This is a genomic window from Mycobacterium sp. 050134 (assembly GCF_036409085.1).
Taxonomy (GTDB): Bacteria; Actinomycetota; Actinomycetes; order Mycobacteriales; family Mycobacteriaceae; genus Mycobacterium.
Genome location: NZ_JAZGLV010000018.1, coordinates 1 through 15441, shown reverse-complemented (window position 1 = coordinate 15441; position 15441 = coordinate 1). Strand labels below are relative to the sequence as shown.

Sequence of the window (15441 nt, the reverse complement as noted above, 5' to 3'; positions counted from 1 at the left end):
CTAGATGAGCGCACCCGCGGCGAACCGTCCTGCGTCCGGTGTCTTTTCACCGACGCGCGCCCACATCCCGCAGCGAACCCTGCGCACCGACCGCTGGTGGATGTCGCCGCTGCGGATCGACCTGGGTTTCGCGGCGTTCGTCATCTACGCGACGGTGCGCGCGTTCCAGCAGAATTACTTCTTCGTCCCCAAGTACCACTACCTCACGCCGTTCTACTCGCCCTGCCTCAGCAAGGGATGCGGTGAGGCCGGCGACATCTGGCCGCAGATCCTGCCGGACGTGTGGTGGTTGCCCTACGCGGCGCTGTCGCTGCCGTTCCTGCTGCTCTTCCGCCTGACCTGCTACTACTACCGCGGCGCCTACTACCGCACGGTGTGGCAGTCCCCCACCGCCTGCGCGGTCGCCGAGCCCCGCGCCCACTACACCGGCGAAACCCGGTTGCCGCTGATCATCCAGAACAGCCACCGGTACTTCTTCTACATCGCCGGCATCATCTCGGTGATCAACACCTACGACGCTATCGTCGCCTTCCACTCCGACTCCGGCCCGCACGGCTTCGGTTTCGGGCTGGGCAATCTCATCCTGGTCGGCAACGTCATCATGCTGTGGATCTACACGCTGTCCTGCCACTCCTGCCGGCACGTGACCGGCGGGCGGCTCAAGCACTTCTCAAAGCACCCTGTGCGGTACTGGATCTGGACCCAGGTCAGCCACATCAACACCCGGCACAAGATGTACGCCTGGATCACGCTGGGCACCCTGATGCTTACCGATTTCTACATCGCGCTGGTCGCCAGCGGCACCATCAGTGACCTGAGATTTGTTGGCTGAAAAGCCATTTGAAAATCTACCCAGAATTTAGCTAGCGAGGATTTCATGGTTGAGGTCGAACGGCACTCCTACGACGTGGTCGTCATCGGTGCCGGCGGCGCGGGGCTGCGTGCGGTCATCGAGGCGCGGGAACGCGGCCTCAGGGTCGCGGTGGTGTGCAAGTCGCTCTTCGGCAAGGCCCACACGGTCATGGCTGAGGGCGGCTGCGCGGCGTCGATGGGCAACACCAACCCGAAGGACAACTGGAAGACCCACTTCGGCGACACCATGCGAGGCGGGAAATTCCTCAACAACTGGCGGATGGCCGAGCTGCACGCCAAGGAGGCCCCCGACCGGGTCTGGGAGCTGGAGACCTACGGCGCGCTGTTCGACCGCCTCAAGGACGGCAAGATCAGCCAGCGCAACTTCGGTGGCCACACCTACCCGCGGCTGGCGCACGTCGGTGACCGCACCGGCCTGGAACTGATCCGGACGATGCAGCAGAAGATCGTCTCGCTGCAGCAGGAGGACTTTGCCGAGCTCGGCGACTACGAGGCGCGGATCAAGGTCTTCGCCGAATGCACGATCACCGAGCTGCTCAAGGACGGTGACGCGATCGCCGGAGCGTTCGGCTATTGGCGGGTGAGCGGCAAGTTCATCGTGTTCGACGCGCCGGCCGTGGTCCTCGCGACGGGCGGGATCGGCAAGTCGTTCAAGGTGACCTCGAACTCCTGGGAGTACACCGGCGACGGGCACGCCCTGGCGCTGCGCGCCGGCGCGACCCTGATCAACATGGAGTTCGTCCAGTTCCACCCGACCGGCATGGTCTGGCCGCCCAGCGTGAAGGGCATCCTGGTCACCGAGGGCGTGCGCGGCGACGGCGGTGTGCTCAAGAACTCCGACAACAAGCGGTTCATGTTCGACTACATCCCGCCGGTGTTCAAGGGCCAGTACGCCGAGTCCGAGCAGGAGGCGGACCAGTGGCTCAAGGACAACGACTCGGCCCGCCGGACCCCGGATCTGCTGCCCCGCGATGAGGTGGCGCGTGCCATCAACTCCGAGGTCAAGGCCGGCCGCGGCAGCCCGCACGGCGGTGTCTTCCTCGACATCGCGTCCCGGCTGACGCCGGCCGAGATCAACCGGCGCCTGCCCTCGATGTACCACCAGTTCAAGGAGCTGGCCGGCGTCGACATCACCAAGGAGCCGATGGAAGTCGGGCCGACGTGTCACTACGTGATGGGCGGCGTCGAGGTCGACGCTGACACCGGCGCCGCGAAGGTCCCCGGCCTGTTCGCCGCCGGCGAGTGCTCGGGCGGCATGCACGGCTCCAACCGGCTGGGCGGCAACTCCCTGTCGGACCTGCTGGTGTTCGGCCGGCGCGCCGGCCTCGGTGCCGCGGACTACGTGCGCGCGCTGAGCAGCCGCCCCGCCGTCGCGCAGGAGTCCGTCGACGCGGCAGCCAAGCGCGCCCTCTCCCCCTTCGAGGCCCCAACCAACGGCGCCCAGGCCGAGAACCCGTACACCCTGCAGCTGGAGCTGCAGCAGTCGATGAACGACCTGGTGGGGATCATCCGCAAGTCGGAGGAGATCACCGAGGCGCTCACCCGGCTCGACAAGCTGAGGGAGCGGTTCAAGCACCTGCACGTCGACGGTCACCGGGAGTACAACCCGGCCTGGAACCTGGCGATCGACCTGCGCAACATGCTGCTGGTCAGCGAGTGCGTCGCCAAGGCCGCGCTGGAGCGCACCGAGAGCCGCGGCGGGCACACCCGCGACGACCACCCGGCGATGGACTCCTCGTGGCGCAAGGTACTGCTGGTCTGCCGCGCAGTCGCCGAGCCCGGCGACCCGGAAGCCGCCGCGATCCCCGACATCTCCATCACCCGCGAGGACCAGGTGCCGATGCGGCCGGATCTGCTTGAGCTCTTCGAGATCTCCGAACTGGAGAAGTACTACACCGACGACGAGCTGGCCGACCACCCAGGACGGAGAGGCTGATGACCTACAACGCGACCCTGCGGGTCTGGCGCGGCGACGACGCCAGCGGCGCCCTGCAGGACTTCACGGTAGAGGTCAACGAGGGCGAGGTGGTGCTCGACATCATCCACCGCCTGCAGCAGACGCAGACCCCGGACCTCGCGGTGCGGTGGAACTGCAAGGCCGGCAAGTGCGGTTCGTGCTCCGCGGAGATTAACGGCTATCCCCGGCTGATGTGCATGACCCGGATGTCGACGTTCGCCGAGGACGAGGTCGTGACGGTGACGCCGCTGCGAACGTTCCCGGTGATCCGCGACCTGGTCACCGATGTCTCTTTCAACTACGAGAAGGCCCGCGAGATCCCGTCGTTCGCGCCGCCCAAGGACCTGCAGCCCGGCGAGTACCGGATGGCGCAGGAGGACGTCCAGCGCTCGCAGGAGTTCCGCAAGTGCATCGAGTGCTTCATGTGCCAGAACGTCTGCCACGTGATCCGCGACCACGAGGAGAACAAGCAGGCGTTCGCCGGCCCCCGCTACCTGATGCGCATCGCCGAGCTGGAGATGCACCCCCTGGACACCATGGACCGGCGCAAGCAGGCGCAGGAGTCCCACGGCCTGGGCTACTGCAACATCACCAAGTGCTGCACCGAGGTGTGCCCAGAGAACATCAAGATCACCGACAACGCGCTGATCCCGATGAAAGAGCGGGTCGTCGACCGCAAGTACGACCCGGTGGTGTGGCTGGGGAACAAGCTGTTCCGTCGCTGAGCCACCGTGCGTTAGGCCGCAGCCGCATCGGGTACCCGATGGGTTGTCAGTGAGGAATGGGCCTATGCGACACACCATCAGCATCAACGAAATCCGGACCGCCATCCGCGAGCTGTCCCTGCGCGCCGAGCTCGCGCTGAAGGAAGGCCGGCCCGACGACGCCGCCGAGATCGAACGGCGCATCGAGGGCTACCGGGAAGAACTCAGCCACCGGCCCTGACACGGGTCGGCGCCTCCGCCGCTGCGGCGCTATCTCAGGCGCCGAGGCGGCGGAAGCCGCTGCGGTGGAACACGATCGGCGCCACCTCGGCGTCGACCGTCACCTCACTGACCCGCAGGACCACGATGGTGTGGTCCCCCGCGGGGATCAGCTGCTCGATGGCGCTCTCCAGCCACAGGCCCGTGCCCTTGATGAACACCGCCCCGCTGCCCCGGGATACCGTCTCTAGGCCGGCGAACCGGTCGCCCGTCTTGGCCGCCAGGGTGCGCGCCGCCGCGTCGTGCGCCTCCCCAAGAACGCTGATCCCCAGCATGGGAACGCGTTTGAGCTTGGGCCACGTCGTCGAGGTGTTCTGCACGCAGAACGACACCAGCGGCGGGTCCAGCGACACGGGGACGAACGTGCTGGCCGCCAGGCCTTCCCGGCTGCCCTCGACTTCGGCGGCGATGGCGACCACCCCGGACGGGAAGTGGCCGAAGGCATCGCGAAGGGTCGACGGGGTCAGCTTGTTAGTTGAATTCACCGGAGTTCAATCGCCCCTTGCAGCCGAGGACGGATTCTCCCGCCCGACCCTACCCGCCGAATACCCGTGCCTCGCTGCCACGTCCGGGTGGGCCCGAAGCCTGCTCTTCCAGGCGTTGCGGCCGTAGACCGAGAAGATGGGATCGGACGGATCGTCGACCGGGGCGGCGTGCCCTGCGAGCTGCCGGGGCAGGGACAGCACCGGGATCTGCGCGTCCAGTCGCGGGTTGAAGAAGTAGGCGACGGAGATGCGCTCGGCGGCCGGCCCATCCAGGACCACCCGGTGTTCGGTCGCCCGCAGGTAGCCGCCCGTCGCCACCTCGAGCAGTTCGCCGATGTTGACGATGAACGCGCCCGGCGGCGGCGGCACTTCCACCCAGTCCGGCCGGCCGGCTGGCCGCACCTGCAACCCGCGGCTGCCCGGCTCGGCCAGCAACAGGGTGAGGACGCCGGCGTCCCGGTGGGCGCCCACGCCCTGCGAGCTCGCCGCGCCCGCGGGATATCGGATGATCTTGATCAACGTGGCGGGGGTTTCGGCGAAGGCCTCGTCGAAGGCGCCGTCCGGGCTCCCGAGGGCGGCGGCCCAGTGCCCCAGCAGGCGGCGCGCCACCCCGGCCAACGCGGCGTCCCACTCGGCGACGATGCCGGGCAGTTCGGGCAGCGCCGCCGGCCACTGGTTGGGGCCCTGCAGCCACAGATAGTCGGGCCGGCCGGGCCCGCCGATCGGGGGGCGCTCGGGACCGATGTCGATCTGCTCGCGCCAGTCGACCTCGCCCCGGGTCAGCTCCCCGCCCAATCGGGTGTAGCCCCGAAAGTGGGGGCTGCGCACCATCGCCACGGCGTCCTTGTCAGCGTCCGGCAGAGCGAACAGCCGGCGAGCCGCCCGCAGCACCCGTTCCCGCAGGTCGTCGGGGACCCCGTGACCGGTCAGATAGAAGAAACCCACCTCGTGGGCGGCCCGGCGCAGACCCTCCCGCAGCCGACCGGGATCGGCTGCCAGGTCCACCACCGGCAGCGCAGTGACGCTGCTCACGTTCGTCATAGAGTCTTCATCTCTGCAGGTCAGGGACACGATCACGGCCTGCCCAACCGGTTGGTTAGTTAGACCGTGAAATTTCGGTCGCTTCGACTTGCGTTGAACTGTCCGGCAGCGATATTTTAGCTGAGTTACTGGTGGGTAACTTAGACCTAGTACCCAACCACAAGTGGCATTCTCAACGAGGAGGAACGGCGTGAGCCACTACAAGAGCAACGTCCGCGACCAGGTGTTCAACCTGTTCGAGGTGCTGGGCGTTGAAAAGGCTTTGGGGGCCGGCGAGTACAGCGACATGGACCCCGACACCGCCAAGGAGATGCTGGCCGAGATCAGCCGCCTGGCTGAGGGCCCGGTCGCCGAGTCGTTCGTCGAGGGCGACCGCAACCCGCCGGTCTTCGACCCGGAGACCCACTCCGTCACCCTGCCCGAGGCTTTCAAAAAGTCGGTCCGGGCCGTCACGGACGCCGGCTGGGACAAGGTCGGCATCGACGAGGCACTCGGTGGCGTGGCGATGCCCAAGGCGCTGGTATGGGCCCTGCACGAGCACATCCTGGGCGCCAACCCCGCCGTGTGGATGTACGGCGGGGGCGCGGGATTCGCGAACATCCTCTACCACCTCGGCACCGAGGAGCAGAAGAAGTGGGCCGTCATCGCCGCCGAGCGCGGCTGGGGCTCCACCATGGTGCTGACCGAGCCGGACGCCGGCTCGGACGTCGGGGCCGGGCGTACCAAGGCCGTTCAGCAGGCCGACGGCTCCTGGCACATCGACGGCGTCAAGCGGTTCATCACCTCCGCCGACTCGGGCGACCTGTTCGAGAACATCTTCCACCTTGTGCTGGCTCGCCCCGAGGGCGCGGGCCCGGGCACCAAGGGCCTGTCGCTGTTCTTCGTGCCGAAGTTCCTGTTCGACTTCGAAACCGGCGAGCTGGGCGAGCGCAACGGCGTCTTCGTGACCAACGTCGAGCACAAGATGGGTCTCAAGGTCTCGGCGACCTGTGAGCTGTCCTTCGGCCAGCACGGCGTGCCCGCCAAGGGCTGGCTGGTCGGCGACGTGCACAACGGCATCGCGCAGATGTTCGAGGTCATCGAGCAGGCCCGCATGATGGTGGGCACCAAGGCGATCGCCACGCTGTCCACGGGCTACCTCAACGCGCTGGAGTACGCCAAGTCCCGCGTGCAGGGCGCCGACATGACCCAAATGACCGACAAGACGGCGCCGCGCGTGACCATCACGCACCACCCGGATGTGCGCCGGTCGCTGATGACCCAGAAGGCCTACGCCGAGGGCCTGCGCGCCCTGTACCTCTTCACCGCGACCTACCAGGACGCGGCGGTCGCCGAGGCGGTGCACGGCGTGGACGCCGACCTGGCCGTCAAGGTCAACGACCTGCTGCTGCCGGTCGTCAAGGGCGTGGGGTCCGAGCAGGCGTACGCCAAGCTCACCGAGAGCCTGCAGACGTTCGGTGGGTCCGGCTTCCTGCAGGACTACCCGGTCGAGCAGTACATCCGGGACGCCAAGATCGACTCCCTCTACGAGGGCACCACGGCCATCCAGGCGCAGGACTTCTTCTTCCGCAAGATCGTCCGCGACAAGGGCGTGGCGCTGGCCCACGTGTCGGAGCAGATCCAGCAGTTCGTGAATAGCGAGTCGGGCAACGGCCGGCTGAAGACCGAGCGCGAGCTGCTCGGCAAGGCCCTGGCCGACGTCCAGTCGATGGCGGCCACGCTGACCGGCTACCTCATGGCCGCGCAGGAGGACGTGACCAGCCTGTACAAGGTGGGCCTGGGGTCGGTGCGCTTCCTGATGAGCGTCGGCGACCTGATCATCGGCTGGCTGCTGCAGCGTCACGCGGCGGTCGCCGTGCAGGCGCTGGACGCAGGCGCCAGCGGCGCCGAGCGCTCGTTCTACGAGGGCAAGCTCGCGGTGGCGGGGTTCTTCGCGAAGAACTTCCTGCCGCTGCTGGCCAGCACCCGCGAGGTCATCGAGACGCTGGACAACGACATCATGGAGCTCGACGAGGCCGCCTTCTAGGCCGCAGACGCAAGAATCCCCCGCCCCTTCGGGCGGGGGATTCTTGCGTTTTGGTCGCGCGCCGCGACACATAACCCACGTACACGACACGCCGCCACGGCTGTGCGTGGTTTATATCTGGTCGCCACAGATGTGGCATGTCAACGATCCGGCATACGAAAGGAGCCGCCGCTGGATCCCCTCACTCCAGCGGCGGCTCTTTTCACCCGCCCGTCGACAGCGTGCCGACGAGCGGTCGTATTAAGGGAGGCCCCGTATTGCCGTCGGGGTCGGGGGGTCGGACCACAACACGGAGCCATCCAGTCAGGCGAGTACCCGGCCTCCCGACGTCACTAACGCGTTGTGACGAAAAACATCCGCACTGCGGATCAGGCCTCCAGGATGGCGGCGACGCCCTGACCGCCGGCGGCACAGATCGAGATCAGTCCGCGCACCGGCGAGCCCCCGTTGGCGGCCTTCTTCTCCGCGAGTTGCTTGGCGAGCTGGGCGAGAATCCGCCCACCCGTGGCCGCGAACGGGTGCCCGGCCGCCAATGACGAACCGTTGACGTTGAGCTTGGACCTGTCGATCGACCCGAGGGCGGCGTCCAGGCCGAGCCGCTCCTTGCAGTAATCCTCGGACTCCCAGGCCTGCAGGTGCGCCAGCACCACCGACGCGAAGGCCTCGTGGATCTCGTAGAAGTCGAAGTCCTGCAGGCTGAGCCCGTTGCGGGCCAGCAGGCGCGGCACGGCGTACGTGGGCGCCATGAGCAGGCCGTCCCGGCCGTTCACGTAGTCGACGGCGGCCGTCTCCGCGTCCACCAGGTAGGCCAGCGGGGTCAGCGAGTGGCTGGCCGCCCAGTCCTCGCCGGCCAGCAGCGCCACCGAGGCGCCGTCGGTCAGCGGGGTGGAGTTGCCCGCCGTCATCGTCGCGTCGCCGGCCTTCACCCCGAACACCGGGCGCAGCGTGGCCAGCTTCTCCACGCTCGCGTTCGGCCGCAGGTTGTCGTCGCGGTACACGCCCAGGAACGGCGTGACGAGGTCGTCGAAGAAGCCGCGGTCATAGGCGGCGGCCATGTTGCGGTGGCTCGCGACGGCCAGCTCGTCCTGGTCGACGCGTTTGATCCCCATCTCCTTGGCGGTCAGGGCGGCGTGCTCCCCCATCGACAGGCCGGTGCGGGGCTCGCTGTTGGCCGGGATCTCGATGCCCAGCGTGGCGGGCAGCGCGCCCACCAGCCTCAGCCGCTGCAGGTTGGACTTGGACCGGCGCAGCTTCAGCAGCGTGCGGCGCAGGTTGTCGCCCAGGCCGATCGGCGGGTCGGAGGTGGTGTCGACACCACCGGCCGCGGCCACCTCGTAGCGGCCGGCCGCGATGCCGTCGGCGGCGGCGATGGCCGCCTGCAGGCCGGTCCCGCAGGCCTGCTGAATGTCAAACGCCGGCGTGTAGGACGACAGCTCGGAGCCCAGGACGCATTCGCGCACCAGGTTGAAGTCGCGGCTGTGCTTGAGCACCGCGCCCCCGACCACGACGCCCAGTTGCTGGCCCGCCAACCCGAACCGGTCCACCAGGCCTCCCAGGGCCGCGGTGAACATGTCCTGGTTGGACGCCTCGGCGTAGGCACCGTCCGATCGCGCGAACGGGATGCGGTTGCCGCCGAGCACGGCGACTCTCCGTCGGGATGCGCTGGTCTCAGTACTGGCAGATGGCACTGTATTTCTCCGTGATTCTCTGGGTACCTCGGTTTTGAATCGCCCGTCGAGGGCCATAATACCTACTGTCCTTACTCTGCAGTAAGTTCGTCCCCGATACGGTTGCCATGTAACGGCAAGACCACGACCCAAGACGACCTGGAAAGAAAGGGAAGGCAGCTCAGTGGCTCCCAAAGTCTCGTCCGATCTGTTCTCGCAGGTGGTCAACTCCGGCCCCGGAGCGTTTCTGGCCAAGCAACTCGGCGTCCCCCAGCCCGAGACACTGCGCCGGTACCGGCCCGGCGAACCACCGCTCTCGGGGTCGTTGTTGATCGGCGCCCCACAGGACCAGCCGGGCCGCGTCGTCGAGCCGCTGCGCGCCGCGCTCGCCGCGGATTACGACCTGGTGGGCAACAACCTGGGCGGCCGCTGGGCCGACAAGTTCGGCGGCCTCGTGTTCGACGCCACCGGGATCACGGCGCCGGCGGGGCTCAAGGGGCTGTACGAGTTCTTCACGCCGGTGCTGCGCAACCTGGGCCACTCCGCGCGGGTCGTGGTGGTCGGCAGCACCCCCGACGCCGCCGCCGGCACCGACGAGCGGATCGCGCAGCGGGCGCTGGAGGGCTTCACGCGCTCGCTGGGCAAGGAGCTGCGCAACGGGTCGACGGCGCAACTGGTGTACCTGTCGCCGCACGCCAAACCCGCCGCCACGGGCCTCGAGTCGACGATGCGGTTCATCCTGTCCGGCAAGTCGGCCTACGTCGACGGCCAGGTCTTCTATGTCGGCGAGGCGGACTCCACGCCGCCGGCCGACTGGGACCGGCCGCTGGACGGCAAGGTGGCGATCGTGACCGGCGCCGCCCGCGGCATCGGCGCGACCATCGCCGAGGTCTTCGCCCGCGACGGCGCCCGCGTCGTCGCGATCGATGTGGAATCCGCCGCCGAGACGCTCGCCGAGACCGCCAGCCGGGTGGGCGGCACGGCGCTGTGGCTGGACGTCACCGCCGACGATGCGGTCGACAAGATCACCGAGCACCTGCGCGATCACTACGCGGGCCACGCCGACATCCTGGTCAACAACGCCGGCATCACCCGCGACAAGCTGCTGGCGAACATGGACGACGCCCGCTGGGACGCCGTCGTGGCGGTCAATCTCCTTGCGCCGCTTCGCCTCACCGAAGGGCTGGTGGGCAACGGCAGCATTGGCGAGGGCGGCCGGGTGGTCGGGCTGTCGTCGATGGCCGGCATCGCGGGCAACCGCGGTCAGACCAACTACGCCACCACCAAGGCCGGGATGATCGGGCTCACCCAGGCGCTGGCGCCCGGCCTGTTCGAGAAGGGCATCACGATCAACGCCGTCGCTCCGGGCTTCATCGAGACCCAGATGACGGCCGCCATCCCGCTGGCCACCCGGGAGGTCGGTCGCCGGCTGAACTCGCTGTTCCAGGGCGGCCAGCCGGTCGACGTCGCGGAGACCATCGCCTACTTCGCCAGCCCCGCCTCGAATGCCGTGACCGGCAACGTGATCCGGGTCTGCGGCCAGGCCATGCTGGGCGCGTGAGCTGCGGGGGGATGCAATGAACCAGCCAAGTGGCCTGAAGAACATGCTGCGCGCGGTGGCCGGCGCGCTGCCGGTGGTCTCGCGCGGGGGCGGCGTGCCCAGCCGTACCGTCAGCATCGACGAATTGCCGATCGACCAGGCGCACGTAGCCGAGTACGCGGCGGTCACCGGCCTGCGTTACGGCAACCACGTGCCGCTCACCTACCCGTTCGCGCTGACGTTCCCCGCCCTGATGTCGCTGGTCACCGGGTTCGACTTCCCTTTCGCCGCAATGGGTTCGGTGCACACGGAAAACCACATCACCCAATACCGCCCCATCGCGGTCACCGACACGGTCAGCGTCCGCGTGCACGCCGAGAACCTGCGCGAGCACCGCAAGGGGCTGCTGGTCGACCTGGTAACCGACGTCGGCGTCGGCAATGAGACGGCCTGGCACCAGGTGACGACGTTCCTGCACCAGCAACGCACGAGCCTGTCCGACGAGCCGAAGCCGCCGCCGGAGAAGCAACCGAAGCTGCCCCCGCCCGGCGCCGTCCTGCGCGTCACCCCCGGACAGATCCGGCGCTACGCCGCCGTCGGCGGCGACCACAACCCGATCCACACCAACCCCGTCGCCGCCAAGCTGTTCGGGTTCCCGACGGTCATCGCGCACGGGATGTTCAGCGCCGCGGCGGTGTTGCCGAACATCGAGGCCCGGTTCCCGGATGCCGTGCGGTACTCGGTGCGGTTCGGCAAGCCGCTGGTGCTCCCCGCGACCGCGGGTCTCTATATCGACCAGGGCGACGACGGGGGCTGGGACATCTCGTTGCGCAACGTCGCCAAGAACTACCCGTACCTGACGGGCACCGTGCGCGGGCTCTAAGCGGCCGTTTGCTACGCCGGCCTGCGCCCCAGTAGCTGGACTTTCAGCCCGTAGGCGAGGCAGGCGGTCAGCAGGAACACCAGGAACAGCCACAGCGGCGGATGGGCCAGTTCCCAGACGAAGATGGCCGCCCAGATCGGTGAGCCTTGGGTGACCGCGAGCACGCCGGCGGCTCCGGCCAGCGACACCGCCGGCGTGTGCAGGTGTGTGCCCGCTACGGCATTGATCGCCAGCACCAGCGCCGATCCCGCCGCGGCGCCGGTGGCCAGGGAGGGCGTCAGCATTCCACCCGCGCCGCCCGCCCGCAGGAACAGCGCCGTCAGCAGCGGCTTCAGCAGCAAGATGGAGGCGGCCCCCGCCAGCGTCATGCCGCTGGCGAGGCTGACGGTCAGAATGCTGCGGCCGTTGCCCGGCAGCTCCGGCCACCAATGCGAGCAGGCGCCCATCGCCAGGCCCGCCCCGGCGAGCGCCGGGACGAGCACCCAGGACCGCATTAGGGCGGCCGGCCGCGCCGCCGCCATCAACCGGTTGAACGCCAGCCCCACGACGAGGGTCATCGGCGCCAGGATCACCGCGTGCGCCGTCAGCACGTACGACGATTCCGCGGTGGGCCAGCTCAGGGTGGGCTGGTCGTGCGTGGCGGCCGAGCAGATCGCCACGGCCACGCTGGAGGTGAGCAGCGCGGCCCCCGCCGCCCGCGGCTGCCAGGTCTTCAGCATGATCCGCACGGCGAACAGCGCGCCGGCCAGCGGAACCGCGTACACCGCGCCCAGCCCGGCCCCGGCCGCGCACGCCAGCAGGATCTGCCGGTCGTGGACCGACAGCCGCTTAAGCCATCCGGTGCCGAAATCGCCGAGGGCGGCGGCGAATTGGCGCGGGGCACCCTCCCGCCCGAGGGACGCCCCCGAACCGACCAACAGCACCTGCAGCAGCGCGTCGACGCTCCACGCGAGCCGCGGGACCCGCGCACGGCGAGCGATCGTCTCCCCGAGCGGCGGCACCTCGCTGCGGTGCCGCAGCGCCCACCACCCGAGTCCGGCGAGCCCGCCGCCGACCACCGGCCCAACGACGCGGCGGACCGGGCCGCTGCCGGCGATGCCGGTCAGCAGCGTGCCGAAACTGTAGTTGTACGTGGCGTGCTCGACGAAGCGCAGCACCGCCGTCGTCGCCAACCCGGCGACCCCGGCGAGCAATCCGACGATGATCACCGCGCAGAAGAAGTCGAGGTTCCGGCTGCAGACGGGCAATCGAGCCGAAGCGGCCACCCTTCGAATCTAGGGCTAGCGGGCGGCGGCGCTGGAACCGCCCGGCTCGGGCTGCGTCCCGGCGGCCTCCAGGTCCTCGGGGCCGCCCCGCAGGCCGTGCCAGAACAGGTTGATCATCAGCTCGGCCGCCTCGTCGACCTCGATGTCGCCGGCGCTGAGCCGGTTCGCCATCGCCTCACCCGCGCCAACCAGCGCGACCGCCATCACCTCGTACTCGCGCTCCGGCCGGGGGGTGCGGCTGCCCGCCCGCATCAGCCCGGCGACCAACTCGATGATCTGCTCGCGGCCGTCGCGCACCATATGGGCGAACGCCTGGGAGTTGATCGCCTGGGTGTACATCACGATCCACGACGCCCGGTTGGTGTCGATGTAGCGCAGGAAGGACCCGATCGCGTTGCGCAGCAGGTCCTTCGGGCCCTGGGTGAAGTCGATGTCGGCGCGCACCACATCGATGAACCGGCTCATCTCGCGGTTCAGGCAGGCGCCGAACAGGTCCTCCTTCGAGCCGTAATACAGATAGAGCATCGGCTTGGAGATCTGCGCCTCGGCGGCGATGGCGTCCATCGAGGTCTCGTGGTAGCCGTTGACCGAGAACATCTGCACGGCGGCGTCGAGCATTTGCTGCTCGCGGACGGCACGCGGTAGCCGCTTGGTACCACCCGCCATTCACGTACCTTTCTCACCCCGGCCATCTAACTCAAGGGTAAGCAATGCGGCGCCGCGGCACCCGCTATCAGGGGTTGTCAGACCGTGTCAGGGCCCACACTTGGGGCTGTGGCCCTTGACGGCGGCCACGCGGGCCAGCGAGGCGTCGACGTCGGGCATCTTCAAATCGCCGCCGGCCAGCGCCTTCTCCAGCCGGTCCAGCACCGCGGGCACCTCGTCCGTGGTCACCCACAGCGCGACGTCGGTGCCGGCCTGCAGGGTCCGCAGGACCGCCTCCGCCACGCCGAACCGGTCCGAGATGGCGGCCATGCTGGACAGGTCGTCGCTGAAGATGGGGCCGTCGAAGGGATCGGCGCCGTACCCCGTTCCCGTGCGCAGCAGCTGCACCGCCGCCCGGTTCAGGCTGGCCGGGTCGCTGCCGGTCAGGTCGGGGACCTCGAGGTGGCCGACCATCACGGCGACCGGCCTGGCCTTGGTCAGCGTGCGGTACGGCACCAGGTCATTGCCCTGCAGGTCGGCCAACGGCGGCGTGGTGACCCCGCCGGTGTGCGAGTCCCCCGATCCGTGCCCGTGGCCGGGGAAGTGCTTGAGCACCGGGAGCAGGCCCGCCTCGCGCAGGCCGTCGGCGTACGCCCCGGCGTAGGCCGTCACCGTCGCCGGGTCGGAGCTGAACGACCGGTCCCCGATCACGGAGTCGTCGGGGGCGTCCGAGACATCGGCCACCGGCGCGAAGTCCACCGTGATGCCGAGTTTCTTCATCGCCTGGCCGCGGCTCAGCGCCAGGTCGTGGACCTGCTCAGGAGTCTGGGTCCGCGCCAGTTCCCGCGCCGACGGCGAAGGCCCGAGCAGCTTCTTCAGCCGCGATACCCGGCCGCCCTCCTCGTCGACGCTGACCGCCAGCGGAAGCGGCCCGGGATTGGCCGCGATCCCGGCCAGCGGGCCGTCGAAGATCGACAGATCGGTCCAGCTGCCGATGAAGATGCCGCCGACGTGATAGTTGGCGACGACGGTGCGGGCGTCGTCGGCGTTCTTCACCCCCACCATCAACAGCTGGGCGAGCTTGTCGCGGGGCGGTAGCGCGCTGACGTCCCCGCAGACGGGCGGCGGCGGCGCGGCCGTCGGCGTGGTGACTTTGGACGACGACGCGGCCGGCGGCCGGGCGGTGTGGCCGCAGCCCGCCGCCAGCACCGCCGCGGCAGCGAGCAAGGCAAGCACGGCAGGGGTGCGCGGGAAGGCCATCGGGCCATGCTTTCAGGCGGCGTCGCGGGCGCCCAATTTGGGGCGCGCCGCCCGCCGCTGCCTGCGCAATCCCCCCCAGATCCCCTGTTACGTTGGCCAGCGAACCCTTTGACTGGCAGGGAGGAGCCAGGATGAGCGGGGTGACGCTGGCCGCTGCGGCGAGCATCGCGGTGGGGTTGTCGCTCGGTGCCGCGGCGACCGTCGGGGTGACACTCGCCTGCGATTCGCGCGAGGACCACCGCACGGCGCCCGCGCGGCAGCCGCCGGCCCCGGCCGGGCCAAACATGGTGGACTACGGCGACCGCTGCTTCCACGGGCACTGCCTGCCGTGCGATAGCAAGGAAAGTTGCCTCAGCAAGCTGCCCCCGGGACTGCGCCCCTAGCGCCGACCTGCGGCGCGGGTCGCGACCCGAGCTTCTGCTAGGTTGGCGCTTAGGTCGTTCAAGGGCCTCAAGGGCCTCAAGACCGCGAAAACCCCAAGGAGCATCGATGAACCGGATCGTTGCGCCCGCCGCCGCGAGCGTGGTGGTCGGCCTGTTGCTGGGCGCGGCCGCGATCTTCGGGATCACCCTGATGGTCCAGCAAGACACGAAGCCGCCACTCCCCGGGGGCGATCCGCAGTCGTCAGTGCTCAACCGGGTCGAGTACGGCAACCGTAGCTAGCGGCGATCGCAAGCGCGGCGAAGCCGGGCGCAGCGGGTCGCCGCCATCGGACAGCGGCGGCGATCGCAAGCGCGGCGAAGCCGGGCGCAGCGGGTCGCCGCCATCGGACAGCGGCGGCGATCGCAAGCGCGGCGAAGCCGGGCGCAGCGGGTC

The 15441-nt window shown here is 69.1% G+C and carries 15 protein-coding genes; 9 read left to right on the top strand and 6 right to left on the bottom strand.

The features are described 5' to 3' along the window. Positions 1-4: 4 nt before the first annotated feature. From SKC42_RS20335 to SKC42_RS20320, 4 genes are all read left to right on the top strand, one after another. The gene (locus tag SKC42_RS20335) at positions 5-832 is read left to right on the top strand and encodes a hypothetical protein (RefSeq protein WP_330966077.1); all 828 of its coding nucleotides are present in this window, start codon (positions 5-7) and stop codon (positions 830-832) included. A 45-nt stretch (positions 833-877) separates the two neighbouring features. Further along, entirely contained in the window at positions 878-2809 is a 1932-nt protein-coding gene (locus SKC42_RS20330) for a fumarate reductase/succinate dehydrogenase flavoprotein subunit (RefSeq protein ID WP_330966076.1), read from the top strand. Then, complete coding sequence (locus SKC42_RS20325; protein WP_330966075.1) at positions 2809-3555, top strand: succinate dehydrogenase/fumarate reductase iron-sulfur subunit; 747 nt, start codon at positions 2809-2811, stop codon at positions 3553-3555. Before SKC42_RS20330 ends, SKC42_RS20325 begins: the two co-directional genes overlap by 1 nt. A gap of 64 nt (positions 3556-3619) precedes the next feature. After that, a complete protein-coding gene (locus SKC42_RS20320) occupies positions 3620-3775 on the top strand; it encodes a hypothetical protein (protein WP_330966074.1) in 156 nt (51 codons plus the stop codon). 34 nt (positions 3776-3809) lie between these two features. On the opposite strand, the gene SKC42_RS20315 is transcribed toward SKC42_RS20320, so the two are convergent. Both SKC42_RS20315 and SKC42_RS20310 read right to left on the bottom strand, forming a co-directional pair. Then, complete coding sequence (locus tag SKC42_RS20315; protein WP_330966073.1) at positions 3810-4298, bottom strand: flavin reductase family protein; 489 nt, start codon at positions 4296-4298, stop codon at positions 3810-3812. A gap of 6 nt (positions 4299-4304) precedes the next feature. After that, entirely contained in the window at positions 4305-5339 is a 1035-nt protein-coding gene (locus SKC42_RS20310; protein WP_330966072.1) for an isopenicillin N synthase family dioxygenase, read from the bottom strand. A gap of 190 nt (positions 5340-5529) precedes the next feature. On the opposite strand from SKC42_RS20310, the gene SKC42_RS20305 reads away from it, so the two are divergent. After that, positions 5530-7365, top strand: coding sequence for an acyl-CoA dehydrogenase (locus tag SKC42_RS20305; protein ID WP_330966071.1), 1836 nt, complete (start codon positions 5530-5532; stop codon positions 7363-7365). Between the two features lie 368 nt (positions 7366-7733). Here SKC42_RS20305 and SKC42_RS20300 read toward each other — a convergent pair whose 3' ends face one another. Then, positions 7734-9110, bottom strand: coding sequence for an acetyl-CoA C-acetyltransferase (locus tag SKC42_RS20300; protein ID WP_330966070.1), 1377 nt, complete (start codon positions 9108-9110; stop codon positions 7734-7736). Positions 9111-9216: 106 nt separating this feature from the next. Between SKC42_RS20300 and SKC42_RS20295 the strand changes: the two genes are divergently transcribed. After that, a complete protein-coding gene (locus tag SKC42_RS20295) occupies positions 9217-10593 on the top strand; it encodes a 3-oxoacyl-ACP reductase (RefSeq protein ID WP_330966069.1) in 1377 nt (458 codons plus the stop codon). A gap of 16 nt (positions 10594-10609) precedes the next feature. Continuing rightward, entirely contained in the window at positions 10610-11455 is an 846-nt protein-coding gene (locus SKC42_RS20290) for a MaoC/PaaZ C-terminal domain-containing protein (RefSeq protein WP_330966068.1), read from the top strand. Positions 11456-11466: 11 nt separating this feature from the next. On the opposite strand, the gene SKC42_RS20285 is transcribed toward SKC42_RS20290, so the two are convergent. From SKC42_RS20285 to SKC42_RS20275, 3 genes are all read right to left on the bottom strand, one after another. Then, positions 11467-12720: a chloride channel protein gene (locus tag SKC42_RS20285; protein WP_330966067.1), complete on the bottom strand. Its 1254-nt coding sequence runs from the start codon at positions 12718-12720 to the stop codon at positions 11467-11469. 15 nt (positions 12721-12735) lie between these two features. Beyond that, complete coding sequence (locus SKC42_RS20280) at positions 12736-13386, bottom strand: TetR/AcrR family transcriptional regulator (RefSeq protein WP_330966066.1); 651 nt, start codon at positions 13384-13386, stop codon at positions 12736-12738. Positions 13387-13473: 87 nt separating this feature from the next. After that, positions 13474-14625, bottom strand: a complete 1152-nt coding sequence (locus SKC42_RS20275; protein WP_330966065.1) for a glycoside hydrolase family 3 N-terminal domain-containing protein — start codon at positions 14623-14625, stop codon at positions 13474-13476. Between the two features lie 131 nt (positions 14626-14756). On the opposite strand from SKC42_RS20275, the gene SKC42_RS20270 reads away from it, so the two are divergent. Beyond that, positions 14757-15008: a DUF2613 domain-containing protein gene (locus tag SKC42_RS20270; RefSeq protein WP_330966064.1), complete on the top strand. Its 252-nt coding sequence runs from the start codon at positions 14757-14759 to the stop codon at positions 15006-15008. Between the two features lie 106 nt (positions 15009-15114). Beyond that, positions 15115-15288, top strand: coding sequence for a DUF2613 domain-containing protein (locus SKC42_RS20265; protein WP_007769006.1), 174 nt, complete (start codon positions 15115-15117; stop codon positions 15286-15288). The last annotated feature ends 153 nt before the right edge of the window (positions 15289-15441 follow it).

What these genes read in the sequence shown, in the direction of transcription:
- SKC42_RS20265 (WP_007769006.1), top strand. Translation starts at nt 15,115, where the DNA reads ATGAACCGGATCGTTGCGCCCGCCGCCGCGAGCGTGGTGGTCGGCCTG.
- SKC42_RS20300 (WP_330966070.1), bottom strand. Translation starts at nt 9,110, where the DNA reads ATGGCCCTCGACGGGCGATTCAAAACCGAGGTACCCAGAGAATCACGG.
- SKC42_RS20270 (WP_330966064.1), top strand. Translation starts at nt 14,757, where the DNA reads ATGAGCGGGGTGACGCTGGCCGCTGCGGCGAGCATCGCGGTGGGGTTG.
- SKC42_RS20320 (WP_330966074.1), top strand. Translation starts at nt 3,620, where the DNA reads ATGCGACACACCATCAGCATCAACGAAATCCGGACCGCCATCCGCGAG.
- SKC42_RS20310 (WP_330966072.1), bottom strand. Translation starts at nt 5,339, where the DNA reads ATGACGAACGTGAGCAGCGTCACTGCGCTGCCGGTGGTGGACCTGGCA.
- SKC42_RS20335 (WP_330966077.1), top strand. Translation starts at nt 5, where the DNA reads ATGAGCGCACCCGCGGCGAACCGTCCTGCGTCCGGTGTCTTTTCACCG.
- SKC42_RS20280 (WP_330966066.1), bottom strand. Translation starts at nt 13,386, where the DNA reads ATGGCGGGTGGTACCAAGCGGCTACCGCGTGCCGTCCGCGAGCAGCAA.
- SKC42_RS20325 (WP_330966075.1), top strand. Translation starts at nt 2,809, where the DNA reads ATGACCTACAACGCGACCCTGCGGGTCTGGCGCGGCGACGACGCCAGC.
- SKC42_RS20290 (WP_330966068.1), top strand. Translation starts at nt 10,610, where the DNA reads ATGAACCAGCCAAGTGGCCTGAAGAACATGCTGCGCGCGGTGGCCGGC.
- SKC42_RS20275 (WP_330966065.1), bottom strand. Translation starts at nt 14,625, where the DNA reads ATGGCCTTCCCGCGCACCCCTGCCGTGCTTGCCTTGCTCGCTGCCGCG.
- SKC42_RS20330 (WP_330966076.1), top strand. Translation starts at nt 878, where the DNA reads ATGGTTGAGGTCGAACGGCACTCCTACGACGTGGTCGTCATCGGTGCC.